Raw genomic sequence first — 20,157 nt, forward strand, 5'->3', positions numbered from 1 at the left:
GCCCGCCCATCACCACAAAAAGGAGGAGAACGAAGTGAAGAAACGAGCAATCTCGGCCATGCTGGCCGGTTCGCTTGCGCTAGTCGGCAATCAGGCGCTCGCAAAGGAGGGCGCAGACCAGTATCCCAATGGAGCTGAAAGCTGGATGTCGGGAGCTTTGCCCCCGCCCGGCACCTATCTCCTCAACTACACCGGCTATTACGGCGGTGAGCTCAAAGACGGCAACGGCGACAACGCAAACATCGCCGGCAATCCTGCAAAGGTTGACGCCTGGTTCGACGCGTTGCGGGTGGTGAAGGTCACCAACATCACGCTTCTTGGCGCGAGCTGGGGCATGCAGGCCATCGTTCCGCTCGTCTACCAGTCCATGAATTTGCCCCAGATGGGCGGCCGTCGCAACGCCACTGGCTTGGGTGACATCACGATCGACCCGATAGTGCTCGGCTGGCATGGTGCGAACTGGCATGTCACGACGGGTCTGGACATTTACGCGCCCACGGGCCGCTACGACCAGAATGATCCCAGGGCCAGCATCGGCGCGAACTACTGGGCCTTCGAGCCAGTTGCGGCATTCACCTGGCTGAACCAGAGTGGCTGGGAAATCTCTGCCAAGTTCATGTACAACATTAAAGGGAAGAACAAGGACTCCAACTTCGGCGGCATGACAGGAAGCTACCAGTCCGGACAGGAATTGCACGTCGATTACGCCCTGGGCAAGCACATCGGCCCGTGGACTGTCGGCTTGAGCGGGTACTACCTGAAACAGGTCACGGACGACAAGTTCAATGGCACCGTGGTGCCAGAAGTGCCTGGCGTGTGGAGCCGTGGCCGTCGCGGCGAGGTGCTGGCTATCGGCCCTAGCGTCTCATACACCAACGCCAAGGGAACTAGTTTCATCACCCAATGGCAGCATGAAGCGTATGCCAGGAATCGGTTTGGCGGCGACAAATTCTGGGTCAAGGTGGTCACCGCTTTCTGACGGAATGGGCCCGCGAGGCCCTGTGCTGTGCTTCTGTAGCCATGCGAGAAGGTGGCGCTGATTTTTCGCCTCGGTGCGAACGGCAACGTGGCCTGCCGGTCAGGGCGTGCCGCGCCGTTGCAGATATGCTCCAATAGCAAAAGCCCTGCCGTCGAAAGCCAGCCCGTTAGGCTGACTCCTATATGAGTTTGCGGCGGAGCGGAAGAGGTGAAGCATGGCCCTTATTAGCCGCCAGCTGTTCTCGGCCAGCCCGCAAATTCGGGTGCGAGATGTAACGCTTTCCGCACACGACGACTTCCAAACCCAGCGAGCCAAGCTTGCAAGCATCATGCTGGACGCAATGTACCAGTTCGTCGGCCTGCTAGACGTCGACGGCAAGATGCTCGAGATCAATCGCGCAGCGCTCGAGGGAATCGGCATTCAAATGGATGACATTCGCGGAATGCCATTCTGGGAGGCCAGATGGTGGGTTATCTCTCCGCAGACCCAGCGCGTCTTGCAACAGCTGATCCGGCGCGCAAGCCAAGGCGAGTTCGTCCGCGGTGACTTCGAGGTATACGGCCAAAAGATGGGCGAGGAGACGATCATTGTCGACTTCTCGCTATTACCTATTAGAGATTCGGATGGCAAGGTGGTGTTCCTGCTGCCTGAAGGGCGCAACATCACGGAAAAGAAGCGCACCGAAGCAGAGCTTGCGCGGAAAAACGAGGAGCTCCAAGCCAGCCGGGATCTAATCTGCCGTCAGCGCGATGAACTTCAGAGTCTTTACGATCGACTCATGGTCGAGCAGACGCTTTCGCAGCGGCTGCTTTTGAATCTGCTGCCCTCTCCGATAGCTGAACGATTAAAAGCACGTCCGGAAATCGTAGCCAACAGCATTCCTGAAGTCATAGCCGACAGCTTCCCGGAAGTGACGGTCTTGTTTGCGGACATCGTGGCATTCACCCATTTCTCGGTGGGCATGAGCGCCGAGCGCCTGGTCGCAGTGCTCAATGAGATCTTCACCGAATTCGACACAATCGCGGATTGCCGCGGACTTGAGAAGATCAAGACAATCGGGGACGCTTACATGGCAGCAGCTGGGCTACCGGAACCGGTTTCTGACCATGCTGTCCGAGCTGCCGACATGGCACTGGATATGATAGACGCGCTCAGACTGTTCAATCGACGTACCGGCTATAACCTCCGGATGCGAATTGGCATCAATAGTGGATCGGTAGTGGCCGGCGTTATCGGTAAGCGCAAGTTCATTTACGACTTATGGGGCGATGCCGTCAACACTGCAAGTCGGATGGAGTCCCATAGTTTGGCTGGACGGATTCAAGTTACCGACGCAACTCGCAATCGATTGGGAGAATCCTTTCTGTTCGAAGAACGCGGCACCATTGCGACAAAGGGGATCGGTGCCGTGCATACCTGGTTCCTGACCGGCCGCCGTGAGCCGCTATAGCGATAGTTGTTTTCCCCTGACGCCTGGCGCAACAAAGCTCGAGAGCAAGGAAGGGTTGTGCCAGGCAACGGCAAGCAGAGTGACAAGTGGTCCAGCGCGGACAAATTCCGGGAGGTGCTGGAGACAGCTCCCCTGAGCGAGGCGGAGCTGTCCGAGTACTGCCGCAGGAAAGGCATTCAGCCGGAACAGATCCGGCAGTGGCGTGCCGCCTGTGAGCAGGCCAACGCGAAGACGCAGGGCAAGGCTGGCCTGGCGCAGCGCCGCGAGGAAGAGACTGCACAGAAGCGGATCCGGGACTTGGAGCGCGAACTCAAGCGCAAGAATGCAGCCCTGGCGGAGACGGCGGCGCTGCTGGTGCTGAGAAAAAAAGCCGAGGCGATCTGGGGAAGGGACGAGGAGGACTGATCAACGTCTCGGATCGCCGCGAAGCCATTGTGTTGATCGATGAAGCGGTTCAGAACGGCGCGCGCCAATCCAGCGCCTGCGAGGAACTGGGCTTGAATGAGCGTACCTTGCAGCGCTGGCGCCTACGAGAGCCTGACGCCGCACCAGATTGTGCCGAAGCTGGCCGACGAGGGCTGCTACCTGGCCTCGGAATCGACGTTCTACCGGGTGCTCAGGGCTGAAGGCCAAGGCCTGCGGCGCGGCCGCAGCCACAATGCCAAGCCCCGAGCGCCGACCACGCACCGTGCCGACGGGCCGAACCAGGTTTGGTGCTGGGACATCGACCGCGGCCGCATCGGTTTTGCACTCATCCCTTCCCTTCTGAAATCAGTCGCCTATAATGTTTCTCAAGAAACAGGAGCAAGGCGATGCAATCCAGGCAGATTCCGGAGACGGATCCCGGCGGCAGCCCCGATCCCGGCACCACGCTGACCAAGGCTGTCATGCGCGCGGCAGGCTTCCTCGGCATCAGCCAGGCCATCGTGGCCAGCGTGCTGGGCATCAGCACGGCCTCGGTTTCGCGTATGGCGTCCGGGCTATATGTGCTCGATGCACACCGCAAGGAGTGGGAATTCGGCGTCCTGTTCGTGCGCCTGTTCCGCTCGCTGGACGCCATCCTCGGCCACGGCGACCAGGCGCGCCTGTGGCTGACCAACGAAAACCTGGCGCTCGGCGGCAAACCGCTCGAGATGATCCGCACTACTGAAGGTCTGGTTCGTGTCGTTCACTACCTGGACGCCACCCGCGGTCGCATCTGAGCGCCAGCCGTTCGCGCTCACGTTGTGGCGAGCCGTGGAGGCCCAGCACGTGGTCTCGACCATGCCGCTGGTCGACAGCCTCGACGAACAGGCCGTGCTCGAACGCGTACTCGACGCCGGCAAACCCGCCGTGCCCGCCGACGCACGCCACCTTCACTATCTCCTCTTCACACCCTTTCGTTACCCGCCGTCGCCGTGGGGCTCGCGCTTTCGCGCCAGCCAGGATCCGGGCGTGTTCTACGGCGCTGCCGAGATTCGCACTGCGTGCGCGGAACTTGGCTACTGGCGCTGGCGCTTCCTGAATGACAGCCCGGCGCTGCCGCGCATCGACGCGCGGGCGCAGACGCTGTTCGAGGTCAGCGTGCGCACCGACGGCATCGCGCTCGATGCACCGCCTTTCGACAAGGACAGCGCACACTGGACCAACCCCGACAGCCATGAGGCCTGCCAGGAATTCGGCCGGATCGTGCGCGAAGCGGGCCTCGGCCTGATCCGCTACATCTCGGTGCGCGATCCGCACCAGGGCTTATGTGCGGCGGTACTGACGCCGCGCGCCTTCTCCCATCCGCAGCCGCTCGCCACCACCACCTGGATGCTGACCGTGCGCCGCGACCGCGTCATCTGGCAGCGCGACGACCTGCAGCAACGCGACAGCTTCGAGTTCGAAGCCGCCTTGTGGCAGCGCACAAGCGAAAGCCGGAAACCAGCCTGAACCATGCGGTCCGGACGGGCATCTAATGGTTATGGCAGGCGCCCCTGCAGCAGGTCTCCAAATAATTCGAAGACTGGTGTTGCAATGCGCAAGCAGTTGCCATATAATCACATCTTCGACGGACGCGGGGTGGAGCAGTTGGCAGCTCGTCGGGCTCATAACCCGAAGGTCGCAGGTTCAAGTCCTGCCCCCGCAACCAAAACCCTCGAAAGCAAAACGCCCACTCCGGGCGTTTTTTGTTTTGTGCGCCGGTCTAACGCATCTGGCTTGCCCGGCGTGTCGGAACGACGACTCGGCCGGAAGCAGTTTTTGCCGCTTTCCAGCACATCTCTTCGGCTTGCCCCTCTTCGTGCGCTAGCACTCCGGCAGCCCCCGGCGGGGGTGATACACTTTCGCCATTCCTCCCGGACGCCCCTCATGAAATTCTGCTCGAACTGTGGTCATGCGGTCGTACTGCGCGTACCCGAAGGCGACAATCGCCCGCGCAGTGTCTGCGACAACTGCGGCACCATCCACTACGTCAACCCTCGCAACGTTGTCGGCACAATTCCGGTGTGGGAAGACAAGATCCTGCTGTGCAAGCGCGCGATCGAGCCGCGCTACGGGTTCTGGACCTTGCCGGCCGGATTCATGGAAATTGGCGAAACCACCGCGCAGGCCGCCGCGCGCGAGACGCTGGAAGAAGCCGGGGCCCGCGTGCAAGTTGGTGAGCTCTTTTCGATCCTGAACGTGCCGCATGTGCATCAGGTGCATCTTTTCTACCTGGCGACGCTCGATGACCTCGACATCGCGCCGGGCGAGGAAAGCCTGGAAGTGAAACTGGTCGAGGAAGCCGATGTGCCCTGGGATGAACTGGCCTTCCCGACCGTGATCCATACGCTGCGCTGCTTCTTCGCCGACCGCGCGGCCGGGCGCCTGAGCGACAGCAGCTTCCGGCTGCACAGCCTCGACATCGACAAGCCGATGCGCCCGCTTACCAGCCGGGCCACGGTAACGCCCTGAGCCGCCACCTCTCTTCGGCAGCACCCGCATGATTTCCTGGCTGGACCCGCAAGATCCGTTTCCGCCGGTGGACCGGGCGCTCGGCCCGGCCTCGGACGCCCCGGGCTTGCTGGCGGCCAGTCGCGAACTCTCCCCTCAGCGCCTGCTGCTGGCCTACCGGCAAGGCATCTTCCCTTGGTATTCCGCCGGCCAGCCAGTGCTCTGGTGGAGCACCGACCCGCGCATGGTGCTCGCACCCGATGCACTGCGCATCTCCAGCACGCTGCGCAAGACTCTGCGCCGCACGCTGCGCGATCCGGACTGGGAAATCCGCGTCGACGATGATTTCCTCGCCGTGATGCACGCCTGCGCCATGACGCCGCGCGACGGGCAGGAAGGCACCTGGATCACCGACGAGATCATCGCCGCATACGGCGCGCTGCACCGCAACGGCATGGCCCATTCGGTCGAAAGCTGGTATCGCGGCGAGCGCGTCGGCGGCCTGTATGGCGTGGCGCTGGGCCGGATGTTCTATGGCGAGTCGATGTTCGCCCATCGCACCGATGCCTCCAAGATCGCGCTGGCGGCGCTGTGCGCATTCCTCGGCAACCACGGCGTGGCGATGATAGACTGCCAGCAAGAAACCGATCACCTGGCCTCGCTCGGCGCGCGCCCGATCGCGCGTGCGGAGTTCGTGGCACATGTGCGGGCCGCCACGATGCAACCGGAAATCACGCCGTGGCGATTCGACAAATCGGTGCTGGAACGCTGGACCGCATCGCCAGCCGGTCCCGCCGCCTGAATCGGCCCGTTGCGCCCCTGCGCCGGCCGCTCCGGCGCAACCCTGGCCGCATCTGATTCTGCCACTGATCCATGAGCAAGCTGAAGGAACTTCCTCTTTCCGCGCTGCAGTTCTATGCAACGGCGCCCTATGCTTGCAGCTACCTCGAAGGCCGCATGGCGCGCTCGCAGGTTGCCACCCCGGCTCACCTGATCAACGCCGACGTCTATTCGCGGCTGGTGCGCGCGGGTTTCCGGCGCAGCGGCATCTTTACCTATCGCCCCTATTGCGACGAGTGCCACGCCTGCACGCCGTGCCGCGTGCTGGTGGACCAGTTCAAGGCTGACCGTTCGCAGCGCCGCGCGTGGCGCCAGCACGAACACCTGCAGGCGCTGGTGGCACCGCTGACCTACGTCGAAGAACACTATTCGCTATATCTGCTGTACCAGTCGATGCGCCACGCCGGCGGCGGCATGGACCAGGACAGCCGCGACCAGTACGAGCAGTTCCTGCTGCAGAGCCGCGTCAATTCGCGCCTGGTGGAATTCCGCGACCCGCCGGGGTCGCCCGAGGCCGGCCGGCTGCGCATGGTCAGCATGATCGACGTGCTGGATGACGGCCTGTCCTCCGTCTATACCTTCTACGACCCGCTGGAGCTGGGCGCCAGCTACGGCACTTACAACATCCTCTGGCAGATCAGCCAGACCCGCGAGCTGGGCCTGCCGCACCTGTACCTCGGCTACTGGATCGCCGAAAGCCGCAAGATGGCCTACAAGGCGCGCTTCCGTCCGCTGCAGGTGCTGAGCGGCAACCAGTGGCACGCCTTCGAGGACGACCAGCCGCACGGCCCGCAGGTTGCCGACACGCCGAACCCGCCACCGGCGCAGGAATAGCCCCGCCCCCCGCCGGCCGTGCCTGCAGAACGCCCCAGCCGCTACAATGCCGGCTTGGTTTTCACTCTGCGCCCGCTTCCCGGCCGCCTGCCCCCGTGCTCAACGCGCTCTATCCCCTGTTTCGCCCCGCCCTGTTCTCGATGGATGCGGAGGACGCCCACCATTTCACCCTGAACAACCTGATCCGCGCCCAGCGCCTGGGCCTGGCCGGCTGCATCGGTAACAGGATTGCCGACGATCCGCGTACGGTGATGGGCGTGCGCTTCCCGAACCCGGTCGGCCTGGCTGCCGGGCTGGACAAAGACGGCGCCTATATCGACGGGCTGGCGGCATTCGGCTTCGGCTTCATCGAGGTCGGCACGGTCACGCCGCGCGCGCAGCCGGGCAACCCGCGCCCGCGCATGTTCCGCCTGCCGCAGGCCGACGCGCTGATCAACCGCATGGGCTTCAACAACGGCGGCGTGGATGCCTTTATCGCCAACGTCAGGGCATCGCGCTGGAAGGCCGAAGGCGGCGTGCTGGGCCTGAATATCGGCAAGAATGCCGACACGCCGATCGAGCGCGCGGCCGACGACTACCTGTACTGCCTGGAACGGGTCTACCCACACGCGAGCTACGTGACGGTCAATATCTCGTCGCCGAACACGAAGAACCTGCGCCAGCTGCAGGGCGCGAGCGAAGTCGACAGCCTGCTGTCCACGCTCAAGGCCGCGCAGCAGCGCCTGGCCGACCAGCACAAGCGCTACGTGCCGCTGGCGCTGAAGATTGCCCCGGATCTCGACGCCGACCAGATCGGCAATATCGGTGACGCGCTGGTGCGCCACAAGATCGACGGCGTGATTGCCACCAACACCACGATTTCGCGCGAGGCCGTGAAGGGGCTGCCGCACGCGGAGGAAGCCGGCGGCCTGTCCGGCCGTCCGGTGTTCGAGGCCTCTACCCACGTCGTGCGTGCCCTGCGCAACGTGGTGGGCGATGCCGTGCCGATCGTCGGCGTGGGCGGCATCTTCAGCGGCGCCGACGCGCGCGCCAAGATCGAGGCCGGCGCGAAGCTGGTGCAGGTCTACAGCGGCCTGATCTACCGCGGCCCGGCACTGGTGCGCGAGTGTGCCGCGGCGCTGCGCGCATAAGTCCGACAGCAACTGACATCAGGAAAACGCCATGGAAACTATCCGTCTTGGCCGCAGCGACCTGCAGGTCTCCCATATCTGTCTTGGCACCATGACCTTCGGCGAGCAGAACACCGAAGCCGAAGGCCACAGCCAGCTCGACTACGCCTTCTCGCGCGGCATCAACTTTATCGATACCGCCGAGATGTACCCGGTCAAGCCGAGCGCGGAGACCTACGGCCGGACCGAGCGGATCGTCGGCAGCTGGCTGAAGCGCCAGCCACGCGACCGCGTGGTGCTGGCGACCAAGGTAGCCGGTCCTGGACGCATGCCGTGGATACGCAATGGCGACGACTTCACGCCAGATGGCATCCGTGCCGCGGTGGATGAATCGCTCAAGCGCCTGCAGACGGACTACATCGACCTCTACCAGATCCACTGGCCCGCGCGGAACGCGCCGATCTTTGGCCAGAAGAGTTTCGATCCGGCCAATGAGCGCGCCTGCACCTCGATCCAGGCGCAGCTTGCAGTCATGGGCGAGCTGGTGCGCGCGGGCAAGATCCGCTATGTGGGCGTGTCGAACGAGACGCCTTGGGGCGTTGCCGAGTTCGTCAAGCAGGCGGAGCTGCACGGCCTGCCGCGCATCGCCACCGTCCAGAATCCGTACAACCTGGTCAACCGCAGCTTCGAGCAGGGACTGGACGAGGCCTGCTTCCATACCGACGTCAGCCTGCTGATCTACAGCCCGCTGGCGTTCGGCCAGCTCACCGGCAAGTACCTCGGCGGCGATCCGGCGCGCCCCGTCTTCAATGCCGCCGCGAAGGGCCGCCTGTCGCGCTTCCCGGCGGACTGGAGCCCGCGCTACATGCGCGCCGAGACCATGGCCGCCTGCGCCCGCTATGTGGCGCTGGCAAACGACGCCGGCCTCTCGCCCGCCACGCTCGCGCTGGCGTGGTGCTATTCGCGCTGGTTTGCGGCCAGCACCATCATCGGCGCCACCACGCTGGCGCAACTCGAGGAAGACATCGACGCGCGGCAGACGCAATTGCATGAAGATGTCGTCAGCGCAATCGGGGTAATCCACAACCAAATCTGCAATCCCGCGCAATAATCTGCGCCTGGATGGCTTCCTGACGGCTTTCGGCGGCATCGGATGCCCCACTTCCGCACTATGACTACGCATTTCGTGCGCGAGAAATGGTATCCTCGCAGGCTTATCGCTGTTGCATCCGGAGCGATGATGCTGCCTTCCCATCGCCGCAGGAAGTGCCGCATGCGCCACGGACCGGCACTGCCAGGACAGCGGACCAGGATATTTAGCGGCCGTTTCATCCAGAACCGAAATTCGGGGGAGAACAGATAAATGAAGTGTCTCAAGGCATCGAAGACCATTCTCGGCAGCGCAGTGGCGCTGGCTTTGCTGTACGGCGGCGCCGTGCAGGCCCAGACCGTGAAGGTCCTGTCGATCGTGGATCACCCGGCGCTGGATGCCATCCGCGATGGCGTTCGCGATGAACTGAAGGCCGCCGGCTACGACGCCGACAAGAACCTGAAGTGGGAATACCAGAGCGCCCAGGGCAACACCGGTACGGCTGCGCAGATCGCGCGCAAGTTCGTCGGCGACAACCCGACTGCCATCGTTGCCATCGCCACCCCGTCGGCCCAGGCCGTCGTTGCCGCCACCAAGAGCGTGCCCGTGGTGTACTCGGGCGTGACCGATCCGGTCGCCGCGCAGCTGGTCAAGAGCTGGAGCGCATCGGGCACCAACGTCACCGGCGTGTCGGACAAGCTGCCGCTGGACAAGCAGGTCACCCTGATCAAGCGCGTGGTGCCCAAGGCGAAGACCGTGGGCATGGTCTACAACCCGGGCGAAGCCAATTCGGTCGTGGTCGTGAAGGAACTGAAGGAACTGCTGTCCAAGCAGGGCCTGACGCTCAAGGAAGCCGCCGCCCCGCGTACGGTTGACATCGGCCCGGCCGCCAAGAGCCTGATCGGCAAGGTCGACGTGATCTACACCAACACCGACAACAACGTGGTGTCGGCCTATGAAGCGCTGGTCAAGGTGGCCAACGAATCGAAGATCCCGCTGATCGCCGCCGACACCGACAGCGTCAAGCGCGGCGCCGTCGCCGCCCTGGGCGTGAACTACGGTGACCTGGGCCACCAGACCGGCAAGGTCGTGGTGCGCATCCTGAAGGGCGAGAAGCCGGGCGCGATCGCCTCGCAGACCAGCGACAACCTCGAGCTGTTCGTGAACACGGGCGCTGCCGCGAAGCAAGGCGCCACGCTGTCGCCGGAGCTGATCAAGGAAGCCAAGACGGTCATCAAGTAAGCACTGCCAGCTTCGCCGTCCGCTCCGGCGGACGGCTGTGCGCCCCCAGGCCCTATCCGGGCCAGACCTGAACGCGCGGCGGCAAGGCGCCCCACCCGGGCACCCTGCCGCCCGCTTCATATCCGGCGCCAAGGCAGCCGCCGGAACCCGCAACAGGATTTTCCCCCATGTCCCTCTTTTCCCTTCTGGGCGCCCTGGAGATCGGCCTGATCTTCAGCCTGGTGGCCCTCGGGGTGCTGATCTCCTTCCGCATCCTGAACTTTCCCGACCTTACCGTTGACGGCAGCTTCCCGCTGGGCGGCGCCGTGGCCGCCACGCTGATCTCCGCCGGCCAGGATCCGTTCGTCGCCACCGCCGCGGCTATCGTCGCCGGCGCCTTCGCCGGCTTCGTCACCGGCTGGCTGAACGTGCGCCTGAAGATCATGGATCTGCTCGCCAGTATCCTGATGATGATCGCGCTGTACTCGGTCAACCTGCGCATCATGGGCCGCCCCAACGTGCCGCTGATCACCGAGCCGACCCTGTTCACCATCCTGCAGCCGGAATGGCTGCCTGACTACGTGCTGCGCCCGCTGGTGCTGTTCGTGGTGGTGGTGGTCGCCAAGGTGGGCCTGGACTGGTTCTTCTCGTCGCAGCTCGGCCTGGCGATGCGCGCCACCGGCGCCAACCCGCGCATGGCGCGCGCCCAGGGCATCCCCACCGGCCGCGCCACGCTGGCCGGCATGGCCCTGTCGAACGCGCTGGTGGCACTGGCCGGCGCGCTGTTCGCGCAGACCCAGGGCGGTTCCGATATCTCCATGGGCATCGGCACCATCGTGATCGGCCTGGCCGCCGTGATCATCGGCGAGACCATCCTGCCGGCGCGCCGCCTGATCTGGACCACGCTGGCCGTGGTGCTGGGCGCCATCCTCTACCGCTTCTTCATCGCGCTGGCGCTGAACAGCGACTTCATCGGCCTCAAGGCACAGGACCTGAACCTGGTCACCGCCGCGCTGGTGACGATCGCGCTGGTACTGCCGGCGACCCGCAAGAAGCTGTTTGCCCGCAAGAACGGAGGTGCCTGAGATGCTGCGCGCACAAGACCTGAAGCTCACCTTCAACCCGGGCACCCCGATCGAGACCCGCGCGCTGCGCGGCCTGAGCCTGGAAATCCCGAGCGGCCAGTTCGTGGCCGTGATCGGCTCCAACGGAGCCGGCAAGTCGACCTTCCTCAATGCGATCAGCGGCGACCAGATGGTCGACTCCGGACGCATCACCATCGCTGAAACCGATGTGACGCGCCAGCCGGCGTGGGACCGCGCCCACCTGGTGGCGCGCGTGTTCCAGGACCCGATGGCCGGCACCTGCGAGGCGCTGACGATCGAAGAGAACATGGCGCTGGCAATGGCGCGCGGCTCGAAGCGCGGCTTCCGCGCGGCGCTGAACCGCGCCTCGCGCGAGCTGTTCCGCGAAAAGCTGCGCCTGCTGAACCTGGGCCTGGAAAACCGCCTGACCGACCGCATTGGCCTGCTGTCCGGCGGCCAGCGCCAGGCGGTAAGCCTGCTGATGGCATCGCTGCAGCCTTCGCGCATCCTGCTGCTGGACGAGCACACCGCCGCGCTCGACCCCAAGACCGCCGCGTTCGTGCTGGAACTGACCGCGCGCATCGTCGAGGAAAGCAAGCTCACCACGATGATGGTCACGCATAGCATGCGCCAGGCACTGGACTACGGCCAGCGCACGGTGATGCTGCACCAGGGCCAGGTCGTGCTGGATGTGTCGGGCGACAAGCGCAAGGGGCTGGATGTGCCCGACCTGCTGCGCATGTTCGAGCAGACGCGGCACGAGCAGCTGGACGACGACGCGCTGCTGCTGGGCTGAAGATTCGCAGCGTGCAATGAAGAAGGGGAGCCATACGGCTCCCCTTCTTCATGGTTCTTCGCCGGATTGCGGGTTTGGTTCTTGTGGTTCTTGGATGCGTGGCTGTTTCGCCGGCGTAGCCGGCGACCTCCTTTTTGACGGCGCCCAAAAGTAGGTCGCCCCTTTAGGGGCGAAACCTGAGGCCGTCGACCCTCGACAGCGACCAGCCGCAGCCACTAACCTGAGGCGCACCAGCAGCAGCCCCTCCAAGACCCCAGCAACACAAATCGGCGAAGAACGGCACGCGACGCTCAGTCGACGGTGAGATGCCGCTGGCGGATCACGCCAGCCCAGCGCGTGCTTTCCTTCTGGATGGTGGCGGCAAGCTGCTGCGGCGTGCCGCCCGCGGCTTCCATGCCCAGCGTGGCCAGCTTTTCCCTGAGCGTGGCATCGGCCAGCACCGCATCAAGATGCAGGCTGAGCTTGCGCACCACCTCCGGGGGCGTACCGGCCGGGGCCATCAGCGCATACCACGACACCGCCTCGAACTTCGGGAAGCCCTGCTCGGCGATGGTCGGCACATCGGGCAGCACCGCCGAGCGCCTGGGGCTCGCCACGCCCAATGCGCGCAGCTTGCCGGCCTTGATATAGGGCAGCGCGGCCGATAGCTGGGCGAACATCATCGTTACCTGGCCGCCGACCACATCGGTCATGGCCGGGCTGACGCCCTTGTATGGCACGTGATTCAGCTTGATATGGGCGTCGAGCTGCAGCAACTCGCCAGCCAGATGGGCCTGGCTGCCGGCGCCGGGCGAGGCGAAGCTCAGCTCGCCGGGCTTCTGCGCGGCCAGCCTCAGCAGGTCCGCCAGCGTTCTTGCCGGCGTAGCCGCGTTGACCACAAGCACGTTCTCGGCCGTAGCCAGCATCGCCACGGGGACCAGGTCTGCCGGCTTGTACGGCAGCTTCGGCATCAGCGTGGGGTTCACCGCGATATTGCCTACCGGCACGAGGGCCAGCGTATAGCCGTCGGGCGCGGCCTTGGCCACCATGTCAACGCCAATGGTGCCGGCAGCGCCGGCCTTGTTGTCGACCAGCACGCTCTGGGTGGTGGCCTTGGCCAGGCCTTCGCCGACCACACGGGCGAGCACGTCGGCCGGGCCGCCGGCGGCGAACGGCACCACGATACGCACCGGCCTGGCGGGATAGGCGTGCGCTTCGGCAAGGGCGGGCGCGGCGCCAAGCCATGGCGAGCAGACCGCCACGCAGGCAATCAGGAAGCGCGCGGCAAGATGCCGGAAGACGGATTTCACAACAGCTTCTACAGCGGATTTCATGACGGTTTCCCCAATTGGCATTGATCTGGCCTGGCTCCCCCACCGCGCCGGCACTCTTGTTTTCGTGCCTGGCCGTGCCCGGTCACACGTGCTGCGTCATTCCAGCCCCCGGTTGCGGACGCCGGCGTCAGTCAGGGCAAAGCCCGCCTGGTCCGCCTCGCGCGCCAGCGCGGGCAAGTCGGCATAGTCGGCGGGCTGCACCGCGGCAAAGCGTGCCAGCCCCAGCATGGCCAGCAGCGCAGTGCCCGTTGTGCCCTCGTGCAGCGTCAGCAGCGCCGCACGCACGCGCTCGCACTCGTGCGGGTCCGCTTGCGCGGAGGCGACCAGCGGCGGCGTCGGTGCAGCCGGGGTCACGTCCAGCGTCTTCAGTCGCGCCACAAGCGCGGGCTCAAAGCGCCGCAGCAGGTCCAGCACATAGCTGTCGACCACGCCCACCTCGGCATGCCCGCCGATGACCGCGTCGATCACCTCGCGCGGGGTCGGCGTGGGCCGGGCAGTGGGCCGGTACAGTGCGCGCGTGCCCGACGGTGCCTGCCGCATCAGGTGGTGGCGCGGTGCGTTGTAGCCTGAGTTGGACTCCGGCAGCATGCATGCGAGCCGCCTGCCGAAGGTCTGCGCCAGCGTCTGCACCGGAGCATCCGCGCGCACGATGAACTCGCTGAAGTAGACCGGACGCCCTTCGTAGCGCGCCAGCGCCGGCACCGGAGCGGCCAGCAACTGCGGCGCCACCGCGGCGCGGGCATAGGGATAGCCGCACATAAACACGCAGCCACAGTCCGGCCGCGCCCACAGCGCGCTGACCGGGGCCGGCGCGGCATGCTCGACATAGGGCAGTGCCACGCCGGCGCGCTCGGACACGTGCGCGAGCAGCGCGCGCCATGCCTGCTCCGCCAAGGCAGTGACCGAGTACATGCGAGCGTTGGCGATCATGCGTAGAGCAGCTTTTGGCCCAGGCCGCGCTGCTCGGCCTTCTTCAGGATCGCGTGGCCGAGCGCGATATCGCTCAGCGACAGCCCGCGGTGCCAGAACAGGTTGGTCTCGTCGTCGCTCTGGCGGCCCGGCTTGCGTCCGGCCACGATCTCGCCCAGCTCGGCATGGAGCGTCTGCTCCGACAGCTTGCCAGCTTCCACATGCGCGCGCAGCGAGCCGAACATCCCGCCCTTGCACTGGCCCCAGTCATCCACCACCATCTTCGTCATGATGTCGGTCAGCGAAAGCTCGACCGCGCTCATGGTGCCGTAAGGCACGACGAAGGCACCCGGCTTGATCCACTCCGTCTTCAGCATCGGCGTCGGGCGCTCCAGGCGCGAGGCCTCGACCACGATGTCGGCGCCGCGCACGCACGATTCCCAGTCTTCGGTAACCACGATCTTCTTGCCAAGATCGCGCTCCAGACGCGCGGCGAAGGCATTGCGGCTTTCCGGGCGGCGCGAGTGCACGCGAATCTCGTCGAAGTCGAACAGGCTGTCCAGCAGGCGCACATTCCAGTAGGAGGTGCCGCGCGCGCCGATATGGGCCAGCACCTTGCTGTTCCGGCGTGCCAGGTGCTTGGCGCCGAGCGCGGTAAGCGCGCCCGTGCGTGCATCAGTGATGAAGGTCGCGTCGACCATCGCCACCGGCATGCCGGTGCGCGGATCGAACAGGTTGAGCATTGCCATCTCCGACGGCAGGCCGAGCTTGTAGTTGTCGACGAAGTCGCCGACGATCTTGACGCCGGCCAGCCCCAGCGGCGCAACGTAGCCGCGCAGCACATTGAAATGGCCGTTGAAGGCGGGATCCGGAATCAGGTGCACGCGCGGCTCGATCACGGTCTGGCCGTTGCCCTGCGCTACCAGCGCCTGCTCGACCGCGTCGAGGATTTCGGCGTCGGTCATTTCCAGCCGCGCGATGTCGTTGCCGTTGATATAGGTGAGATGGATGTCGCTCATACAGTCCCCTGCCTCCAAGATAAAAATGCCTGCACGCCGCAGGTGCGTCGTGCACCGGACTGCAGCCCGGCACTCACACTTCAGGTGCCTCGCGCCGCCGGTGCGCTCCGCCTCGGTGCAGCAGTTACCGGGTCGCTGCCCTGCGAGCAAAGCGTGTATCGATGGAATCCAGTGTAGGTATGGCGCCATTGACTGTCATATGCTTATATGTCCGCCAGCCTTAACATCAAGTTAATCCCATGAAAATGAACCTGCGCCAGATCGAGGTGTTCCGCGCAGTGATGCTGACCGGCTCGATCAGCGGCGCGTCCAAGTTGCTGTATGTGTCACAGCCCGCCATCAGCCGGCTGATGTCGCACACCGAGCAGCGGCTCGGACTGGAACTGTTCCGGCGCACCAAGGGCCGGCTCTACCCCACGCCGGAAGCGCGGCGCTTGCTGGGTGAAGTGAATGTGGTTTATGAAGGCATCGAGCGCGTCAACGAGATCGCCGAGGACCTCGCGGCCAATCGCACCGGCAGCCTGCGCATCACGTGCAGCCCTAACCTGGGCCAGACCGTGCTGCCGCGCGCCATTGCCAGCTTCCGCGCCGCGCACCCGGCGGTGCGCGTGGTGGTCCGTACGCAGATTCCGGGAAATATGCTGCGCGCACTGCTATCGGGGCAGGTGGACCTGGCGGTGTCGAACATGCCGCTTGCGCACCCCAACCTGGAGGCACGCCTGCTGGTGAAGAACGCGATCGTCGCACTGGTCCCGGTGGGGCACCGCCTGGCCACGCGCAGCTGGGTACGCCCGGCCGAGCTGATCGGCGAAGACCTGATCGGCTACGGACCGGATGTGCCGTTCGGGTTACTAGTGCATGAGATGTTCGGCAACGAGGGCAATCAGCCCGATATGCGGGTGCAGGTGGAGCAGGCGCATGTGGCGCGTGCGCTGGCGCAGGCCGGCGCCGGCATCGCGCTGGTTGATGCCATGACCGTCTTCGGCCAGAGCTGGCCCAATATCGTCGCGGTGCCGGTGCGCACCAAGGTCAATGCCTCGGTGCAGATTTTCCATGTGCAGACCGAACCGCTGTCGCGGCTGTCGCTGGAATTCGTCGATACGCTGACGGCGATGATGAAGTGCTAGCGGCGATGCCCTGAAGCCTCAGACCGTTGCCGCCTTGTCCAGCCAACGCGTCAGTTGATCGGTCACCGCCGTGCTCGAAAACGAGCAGCTGTCCTGCGCGAAGACCGCCGACATCTCCATCCGACGCAGCAGTTCCTCCATCGCCTGGCCGAACACCGGCGGCAGCGTCAGCCCCGGGGCGGCCTCGCGCCACGCACGCACGAGGCCGTCGGCCGGCTGCGAACCGGCCACATGCTGATCCAGGGCCGTGCGCATACGCGCCAGTGCTTCCTGATTGGCTGCGCTCATGAACGCGCCCTCCTTTCCTTGTACAGTTCGCGGAACGTGCGGCCCGACGGCGCCGGCATGTCGCGGGTTTCGGTCCAGCCCTTGCCGGCCATCGGCAGGCTGGCAATCAGCTTGCTGGTGCCGCCCATGCGCGTCAGCAGGCGCGCGCCGATGCGGCTGGCGAAGGCATACAGCGCCGGGCGCTTTGCCACGTAGCCCCAAACCTGCAGCGCCAGTTTTTCCTGCCACGGCCGCAGTCCGCGCTCCAGCTGCTTTTCGCGCAGCTTGCGCAGCAGGTCCGAGAGGGGGATCGATGCCGGGCAGACGCGATTGCATTCGCCGCACAACGTCGCCGCCTGCGGCAGGTCCACCGCGTTGGCCAGGCCGACATAGCTGGGCGTCAGCACACTCCCCATCGGCCCCGGATAGACCCAGCCATAAGCATGGCCGCCGATCTTCTGGTAGACCGGGCAATGGTTCATGCAGGCGCCGCAGCGGATGCAGCGCAGCATCTCCTGGAACTCGCCGCCGATCAGGCCGCTGCGGCCGCCGTCGACGAGCACGAAGTACATATGCCCGGGGCCGTCGCGCTCGCCCTCCGCACGCGGGCCGGTGAGCAGCGAGAAATAGTTCGAGATAGCCTGCCCGGTTGCCGAGCGCGGCAGCAGGCGCATCACCGTGGCCAGGTCTTCCAGCGTCGGCAGCACCTTCTCGATGCCGGTCACGGCCACATGCACGCGCGGCATCACGGTGCACATGCCCTCGTTGCCTTCGTTGGTGACGACCGCCACCGAGCCGGTCTCGGCAATGATGAAGTTGCCGCCGGTCACGCCCATATCGGCCGACAGGAATTCCGGGCGCAGCACTTCGCGCGCCTCGCGGGTCATCTCGGGGATGTCGGTCAGCCTGGGCTTGTGGTGCACCCTGGCAAAGAGGTCGGCAATCTCGTCCTTGTCCTTGTGCACCACCGGCGCAATGATGTGCGACGGCGGCTCCGAGTCGTTGATCTGCAGGATGTACTCACCCAGATCGGTCTCGATGCTCTGCACGCCCATCTCGCCCAGCACCTGGTTCAGGCGCATTTCCTCGGTCACCATCGACTTGCTCTTGATGACCTTCTTCACGCCATGCTTCTGCGCGATCTCGGCCACCAGCCGCGCGGCATCGGCAGTGGTCTCGGCAAACAGCACGGTCGCGCCGCGCTTTGTCGCGTTTTCTTCGAAGGTGGCCAGCCAGACGTCGAGGTTCTCCAGCGCGCGATTGCGCCGCTCCTTCAGCGCTTCGCGCGTGGCGTCGAAATCGATGTCGCGCACGGCATCGGCACGCGCGGTGACGAACTTGGTCGAGAGCTTCTTGAGGTTCTGCTGCAGGCGCTGGTCGGCCAGCTTCTGGCCGGCGCGCGCCTTGAATTCCATGCTTTGGACTTGCATCGGGGCGTCTCTCGTTGTCAGGCGTCGCCAGCCAGGACCTGCGCAATATGAAGCACGCGGGTCTGCGTGTCACCGGTGCGGCGCAGGCGGCCTTCGATATTGAGCATGCAGCCCAGGTCGCCGAGCACTACGGCATCGGCCCCGCTGGCCTTGATGTTGGCGCACTTCTCGTCGACGATGGCCGTCGAGATATTGCCGTACTTGACCGAGAAGGTGCCGCCAAAGCCACAGCATGCCTCGCAGTCCTTCATCTCGGTCAGCTGCACGCCGGGCAGCTTGCCCAGCAGCGCGCGCGGCTGGCTCTTGACGCCCAGCTCGCGCAGCCCCGAGCACGAGTCGTGATAGGTGATGTGGCCGGAGAAGTTCGAGTCGAGCGTGTCGATCTTCGCCACATTGACCAGGAAATCGGTCAGCTCGAATACCCGCTCGCGCAGCTTCTCGTAGCGGCCATTGAGCTCGGGATCGTCCCGCAGCAGGTCCGCATAGTGGTGGCTGATCATGCCGCCGCAGCTGCCGGATGGCACCACCACGTAGTCGAACATCTCGAATTCGCGCAGGAATTTCTCGGCCAGGTCGCGTGACACCGCACGCTCGCCCGAGTTGTAGGCCGGCTGGCCGCAGCACGTCTGCGCCTCCGGCACCATGACTTCGTAGCCGGCACCCTCCAGCAGCTTGAGCACGGAGAAACCGATCTCCGGACGCATGAGGTCCACCAGGCAGGTGGCGAACAGACCAACGCGCATTGTTTCCCTTCTCCAGGCCCCGAAACCCCGCAATTATGCGCGTTTGCGACGCAGGGTGGCGCACAAACCATTCAGGGGCGCTGTGAAAGCGGCTCATCCGGTATCCCGCTCCAGCCCATTCGGGTTAGAGGTTTCTTACGGTAATGTCATTTCACCTATTGAAATTTTCACGATGTGAGATAGAATCAGGCAAACGCTTAAAATGCCGCAGGGCAACAATTTCCTATGTCAGAAGCAGACAAATCACCCGGCAAGACGTCCATCCAGGTCATCGAGCGCATGATGACGCTGCTGGACGCGCTGGCCCAGCACGCCGACCCGGTCAGCCTGAAAGAGCTGTCGCTGACCACGGGCCTGCATCCTTCCACCGCCCACCGCATCCTGAACGACATGGTGGCCTGCCGGTTCGTCGATCGCTCGGACCCGGGCAGCTACCGCCTCGGCATGCGCCTGCTTGAGCTCGGCAACCTGGTCAAGGCGCGCCTGTCGGTGCGAGATGCCGCGCTGGCGCCGATGCGCGCCCTCCACCGCGTGACGGGGCAGACCGTCAACCTGTCGGTACGCCAGGGCGACGAGATCGTCTACATCGAACGCGCCTACAGCGAGCGCTCCGGCATGCAGGTGGTGCGCGCCATCGGCGGCCGCGCGCCGCTGCACCTGACTTCGGTCGGCAAGCTGTTCCTGGCGGCGGACGAGGCCACGCGCGTGCGCAACTACGCCACCCGCACCGGGCTGGCCGGACACACGCGCACCTCGATCACGGACCTGGCCAAGCTGGAGCGCGAACTGAACTGGGTGCGCACCAACGGCTATGCGCGCGACAACGAAGAACTGGAACTGGGCGTGCGCTGCATCGCGGCCGGCATCTACGACGACTCGCGCCGGCTGGTGGCAGGCCTGTCGCTGTCGGCGCCGGCCGACCGCCTGCAGGACAGCTGGCTGCAGAACCTGAAGGACACCGCGCTGCAGATCTCGCGCGGCATGGGCTACGCAACCGAAGCCGCGGCCTGACCCTCGGCTGACCGAAGCGCGACGACGCGCGGTGCGCTG

20 protein-coding genes, 1 tRNA gene and 2 pseudogenes are annotated in these 20,157 nt (G+C 65.1%); 17 read left to right on the top strand and 6 right to left on the bottom strand.

From position 1 onward, the window contains the following. Nucleotides 1-34: 34 nt before the first annotated feature. The 15 genes and pseudogenes from RM96_RS00180 (at nucleotide 35) to RM96_RS00245 (ending at nucleotide 12,299) form a co-directional block, all read left to right on the top strand. Nucleotides 35-979, top strand: a complete 945-nt coding sequence (locus tag RM96_RS00180) for a SphA family protein (protein WP_039006404.1) — start codon at nucleotides 35-37, stop codon at nucleotides 977-979. A 214-nt stretch (nucleotides 980-1,193) separates the two neighbouring features. After that, nucleotides 1,194-2,429 (top strand): adenylate/guanylate cyclase domain-containing protein, encoded by a 1,236-nt coding sequence (locus RM96_RS00185; protein ID WP_039006407.1) that lies wholly within the window; start codon nucleotides 1,194-1,196, stop codon nucleotides 2,427-2,429. A gap of 21 nt (nucleotides 2,430-2,450) precedes the next feature. After that, nucleotides 2,451-2,851 (top strand): annotated as a pseudogene (locus tag RM96_RS00190) (transposase); the annotation flags it as partial. A 112-nt stretch (nucleotides 2,852-2,963) separates the two neighbouring features. Beyond that, nucleotides 2,964-3,155: pseudogene (locus RM96_RS40760) on the top strand (IS3 family transposase); the annotation flags it as partial. Between the two features lie 86 nt (nucleotides 3,156-3,241). Continuing rightward, a complete protein-coding gene (locus RM96_RS00195; protein ID WP_039006409.1) occupies nucleotides 3,242-3,631 on the top strand; it encodes an MbcA/ParS/Xre antitoxin family protein in 390 nt (129 codons plus the stop codon). After that, nucleotides 3,591-4,343 (top strand): RES family NAD+ phosphorylase, encoded by a 753-nt coding sequence (locus RM96_RS00200; protein ID WP_082016371.1) that lies wholly within the window; start codon nucleotides 3,591-3,593, stop codon nucleotides 4,341-4,343. The genes RM96_RS00195 and RM96_RS00200 overlap by 41 nt, the downstream gene beginning before the upstream one ends. 123 nt (nucleotides 4,344-4,466) lie before the next feature. Next, nucleotides 4,467-4,542: transfer RNA gene (locus tag RM96_RS00205), tRNA-Met, on the top strand. A gap of 218 nt (nucleotides 4,543-4,760) precedes the next feature. Further along, nucleotides 4,761-5,345 carry an NUDIX hydrolase gene (locus tag RM96_RS00210; RefSeq protein ID WP_039006415.1) on the top strand — a complete coding sequence of 195 codons (585 nt, stop codon included), beginning with the start codon at nucleotides 4,761-4,763 and terminating at the stop codon, nucleotides 5,343-5,345. 28 nt (nucleotides 5,346-5,373) lie between these two features. Then, the gene (aat, locus tag RM96_RS00215) at nucleotides 5,374-6,126 is read left to right on the top strand and encodes a leucyl/phenylalanyl-tRNA--protein transferase (protein WP_039006416.1); all 753 of its coding nucleotides are present in this window, start codon (nucleotides 5,374-5,376) and stop codon (nucleotides 6,124-6,126) included. Nucleotides 6,127-6,197: 71 nt separating this feature from the next. Beyond that, entirely contained in the window at nucleotides 6,198-6,998 is an 801-nt protein-coding gene (locus RM96_RS00220) for an arginyltransferase (RefSeq protein ID WP_052279243.1), read from the top strand. Nucleotides 6,999-7,093: 95 nt separating this feature from the next. Further along, nucleotides 7,094-8,128 (top strand): quinone-dependent dihydroorotate dehydrogenase, encoded by a 1,035-nt coding sequence (locus RM96_RS00225; RefSeq protein ID WP_039006418.1) that lies wholly within the window; start codon nucleotides 7,094-7,096, stop codon nucleotides 8,126-8,128. 31 nt (nucleotides 8,129-8,159) lie between these two features. Next, nucleotides 8,160-9,218: an aldo/keto reductase gene (locus tag RM96_RS00230; protein WP_039006420.1), complete on the top strand. Its 1,059-nt coding sequence runs from the start codon at nucleotides 8,160-8,162 to the stop codon at nucleotides 9,216-9,218. A gap of 252 nt (nucleotides 9,219-9,470) precedes the next feature. Next, on the top strand, nucleotides 9,471-10,439 hold the full coding sequence (locus RM96_RS00235; RefSeq protein WP_039006422.1) for an ABC transporter substrate-binding protein: 969 nt from the start codon (nucleotides 9,471-9,473) through the stop codon (nucleotides 10,437-10,439). A gap of 167 nt (nucleotides 10,440-10,606) precedes the next feature. After that, nucleotides 10,607-11,503 carry an ABC transporter permease gene (locus RM96_RS00240; protein ID WP_039006424.1) on the top strand — a complete coding sequence of 299 codons (897 nt, stop codon included), beginning with the start codon at nucleotides 10,607-10,609 and terminating at the stop codon, nucleotides 11,501-11,503. 1 nt (nucleotide 11,504) lies between these two features. Further along, entirely contained in the window at nucleotides 11,505-12,299 is a 795-nt protein-coding gene (locus RM96_RS00245; RefSeq protein WP_039006425.1) for an ABC transporter ATP-binding protein, read from the top strand. A gap of 290 nt (nucleotides 12,300-12,589) precedes the next feature. On the opposite strand, the gene RM96_RS00250 is transcribed toward RM96_RS00245, so the two are convergent. The 3 genes from RM96_RS00250 to RM96_RS00260 all read right to left on the bottom strand — a co-directional run bounded on the left by RM96_RS00250 (nucleotide 12,590) and on the right by RM96_RS00260 (nucleotide 15,540). Continuing rightward, a complete protein-coding gene (locus RM96_RS00250; RefSeq protein ID WP_039006427.1) occupies nucleotides 12,590-13,612 on the bottom strand; it encodes a tripartite tricarboxylate transporter substrate binding protein in 1,023 nt (340 codons plus the stop codon). 96 nt (nucleotides 13,613-13,708) lie between these two features. Next, nucleotides 13,709-14,542, bottom strand: a complete 834-nt coding sequence (locus tag RM96_RS00255) for a phosphate/phosphite/phosphonate ABC transporter substrate-binding protein (RefSeq protein ID WP_039006429.1) — start codon at nucleotides 14,540-14,542, stop codon at nucleotides 13,709-13,711. Then, nucleotides 14,539-15,540, bottom strand: a complete 1,002-nt coding sequence (locus RM96_RS00260; RefSeq protein WP_039006431.1) for an ornithine cyclodeaminase family protein — start codon at nucleotides 15,538-15,540, stop codon at nucleotides 14,539-14,541. The genes RM96_RS00255 and RM96_RS00260 overlap by 4 nt, the downstream gene beginning before the upstream one ends. 239 nt (nucleotides 15,541-15,779) lie before the next feature. Between RM96_RS00260 and RM96_RS00265 the strand changes: the two genes are divergently transcribed. Next, nucleotides 15,780-16,667, top strand: a complete 888-nt coding sequence (locus tag RM96_RS00265; protein ID WP_039006433.1) for a LysR substrate-binding domain-containing protein — start codon at nucleotides 15,780-15,782, stop codon at nucleotides 16,665-16,667. 18 nt (nucleotides 16,668-16,685) lie between these two features. Here RM96_RS00265 and RM96_RS00270 read toward each other — a convergent pair whose 3' ends face one another. The 3 genes from RM96_RS00270 to RM96_RS00280 are packed head-to-tail and all read right to left on the bottom strand — an operon-like array spanning nucleotide 16,686 to nucleotide 19,107. Further along, on the bottom strand, nucleotides 16,686-16,955 hold the full coding sequence (locus RM96_RS00270) for a hypothetical protein (protein WP_039006434.1): 270 nt from the start codon (nucleotides 16,953-16,955) through the stop codon (nucleotides 16,686-16,688). Then, the gene (locus tag RM96_RS00275) at nucleotides 16,952-18,364 is read right to left on the bottom strand and encodes a LutB/LldF family L-lactate oxidation iron-sulfur protein (RefSeq protein ID WP_039006436.1); all 1,413 of its coding nucleotides are present in this window, start codon (nucleotides 18,362-18,364) and stop codon (nucleotides 16,952-16,954) included. Before RM96_RS00275 ends, RM96_RS00270 begins: the two co-directional genes overlap by 4 nt. Nucleotides 18,365-18,381: 17 nt before the next feature. Further along, the gene (locus RM96_RS00280) at nucleotides 18,382-19,107 is read right to left on the bottom strand and encodes a (Fe-S)-binding protein (RefSeq protein WP_039006437.1); all 726 of its coding nucleotides are present in this window, start codon (nucleotides 19,105-19,107) and stop codon (nucleotides 18,382-18,384) included. A 225-nt stretch (nucleotides 19,108-19,332) separates the two neighbouring features. On the opposite strand from RM96_RS00280, the gene RM96_RS00285 reads away from it, so the two are divergent. Beyond that, nucleotides 19,333-20,118 carry an IclR family transcriptional regulator gene (locus RM96_RS00285; RefSeq protein WP_039006439.1) on the top strand — a complete coding sequence of 262 codons (786 nt, stop codon included), beginning with the start codon at nucleotides 19,333-19,335 and terminating at the stop codon, nucleotides 20,116-20,118. Nucleotides 20,119-20,157 lie beyond the last annotated feature (39 nt).

It is taken from the genome of Cupriavidus sp. IDO (assembly GCF_000812465.1).
Classification (GTDB): Bacteria; Pseudomonadota; Gammaproteobacteria; order Burkholderiales; family Burkholderiaceae; genus Cupriavidus.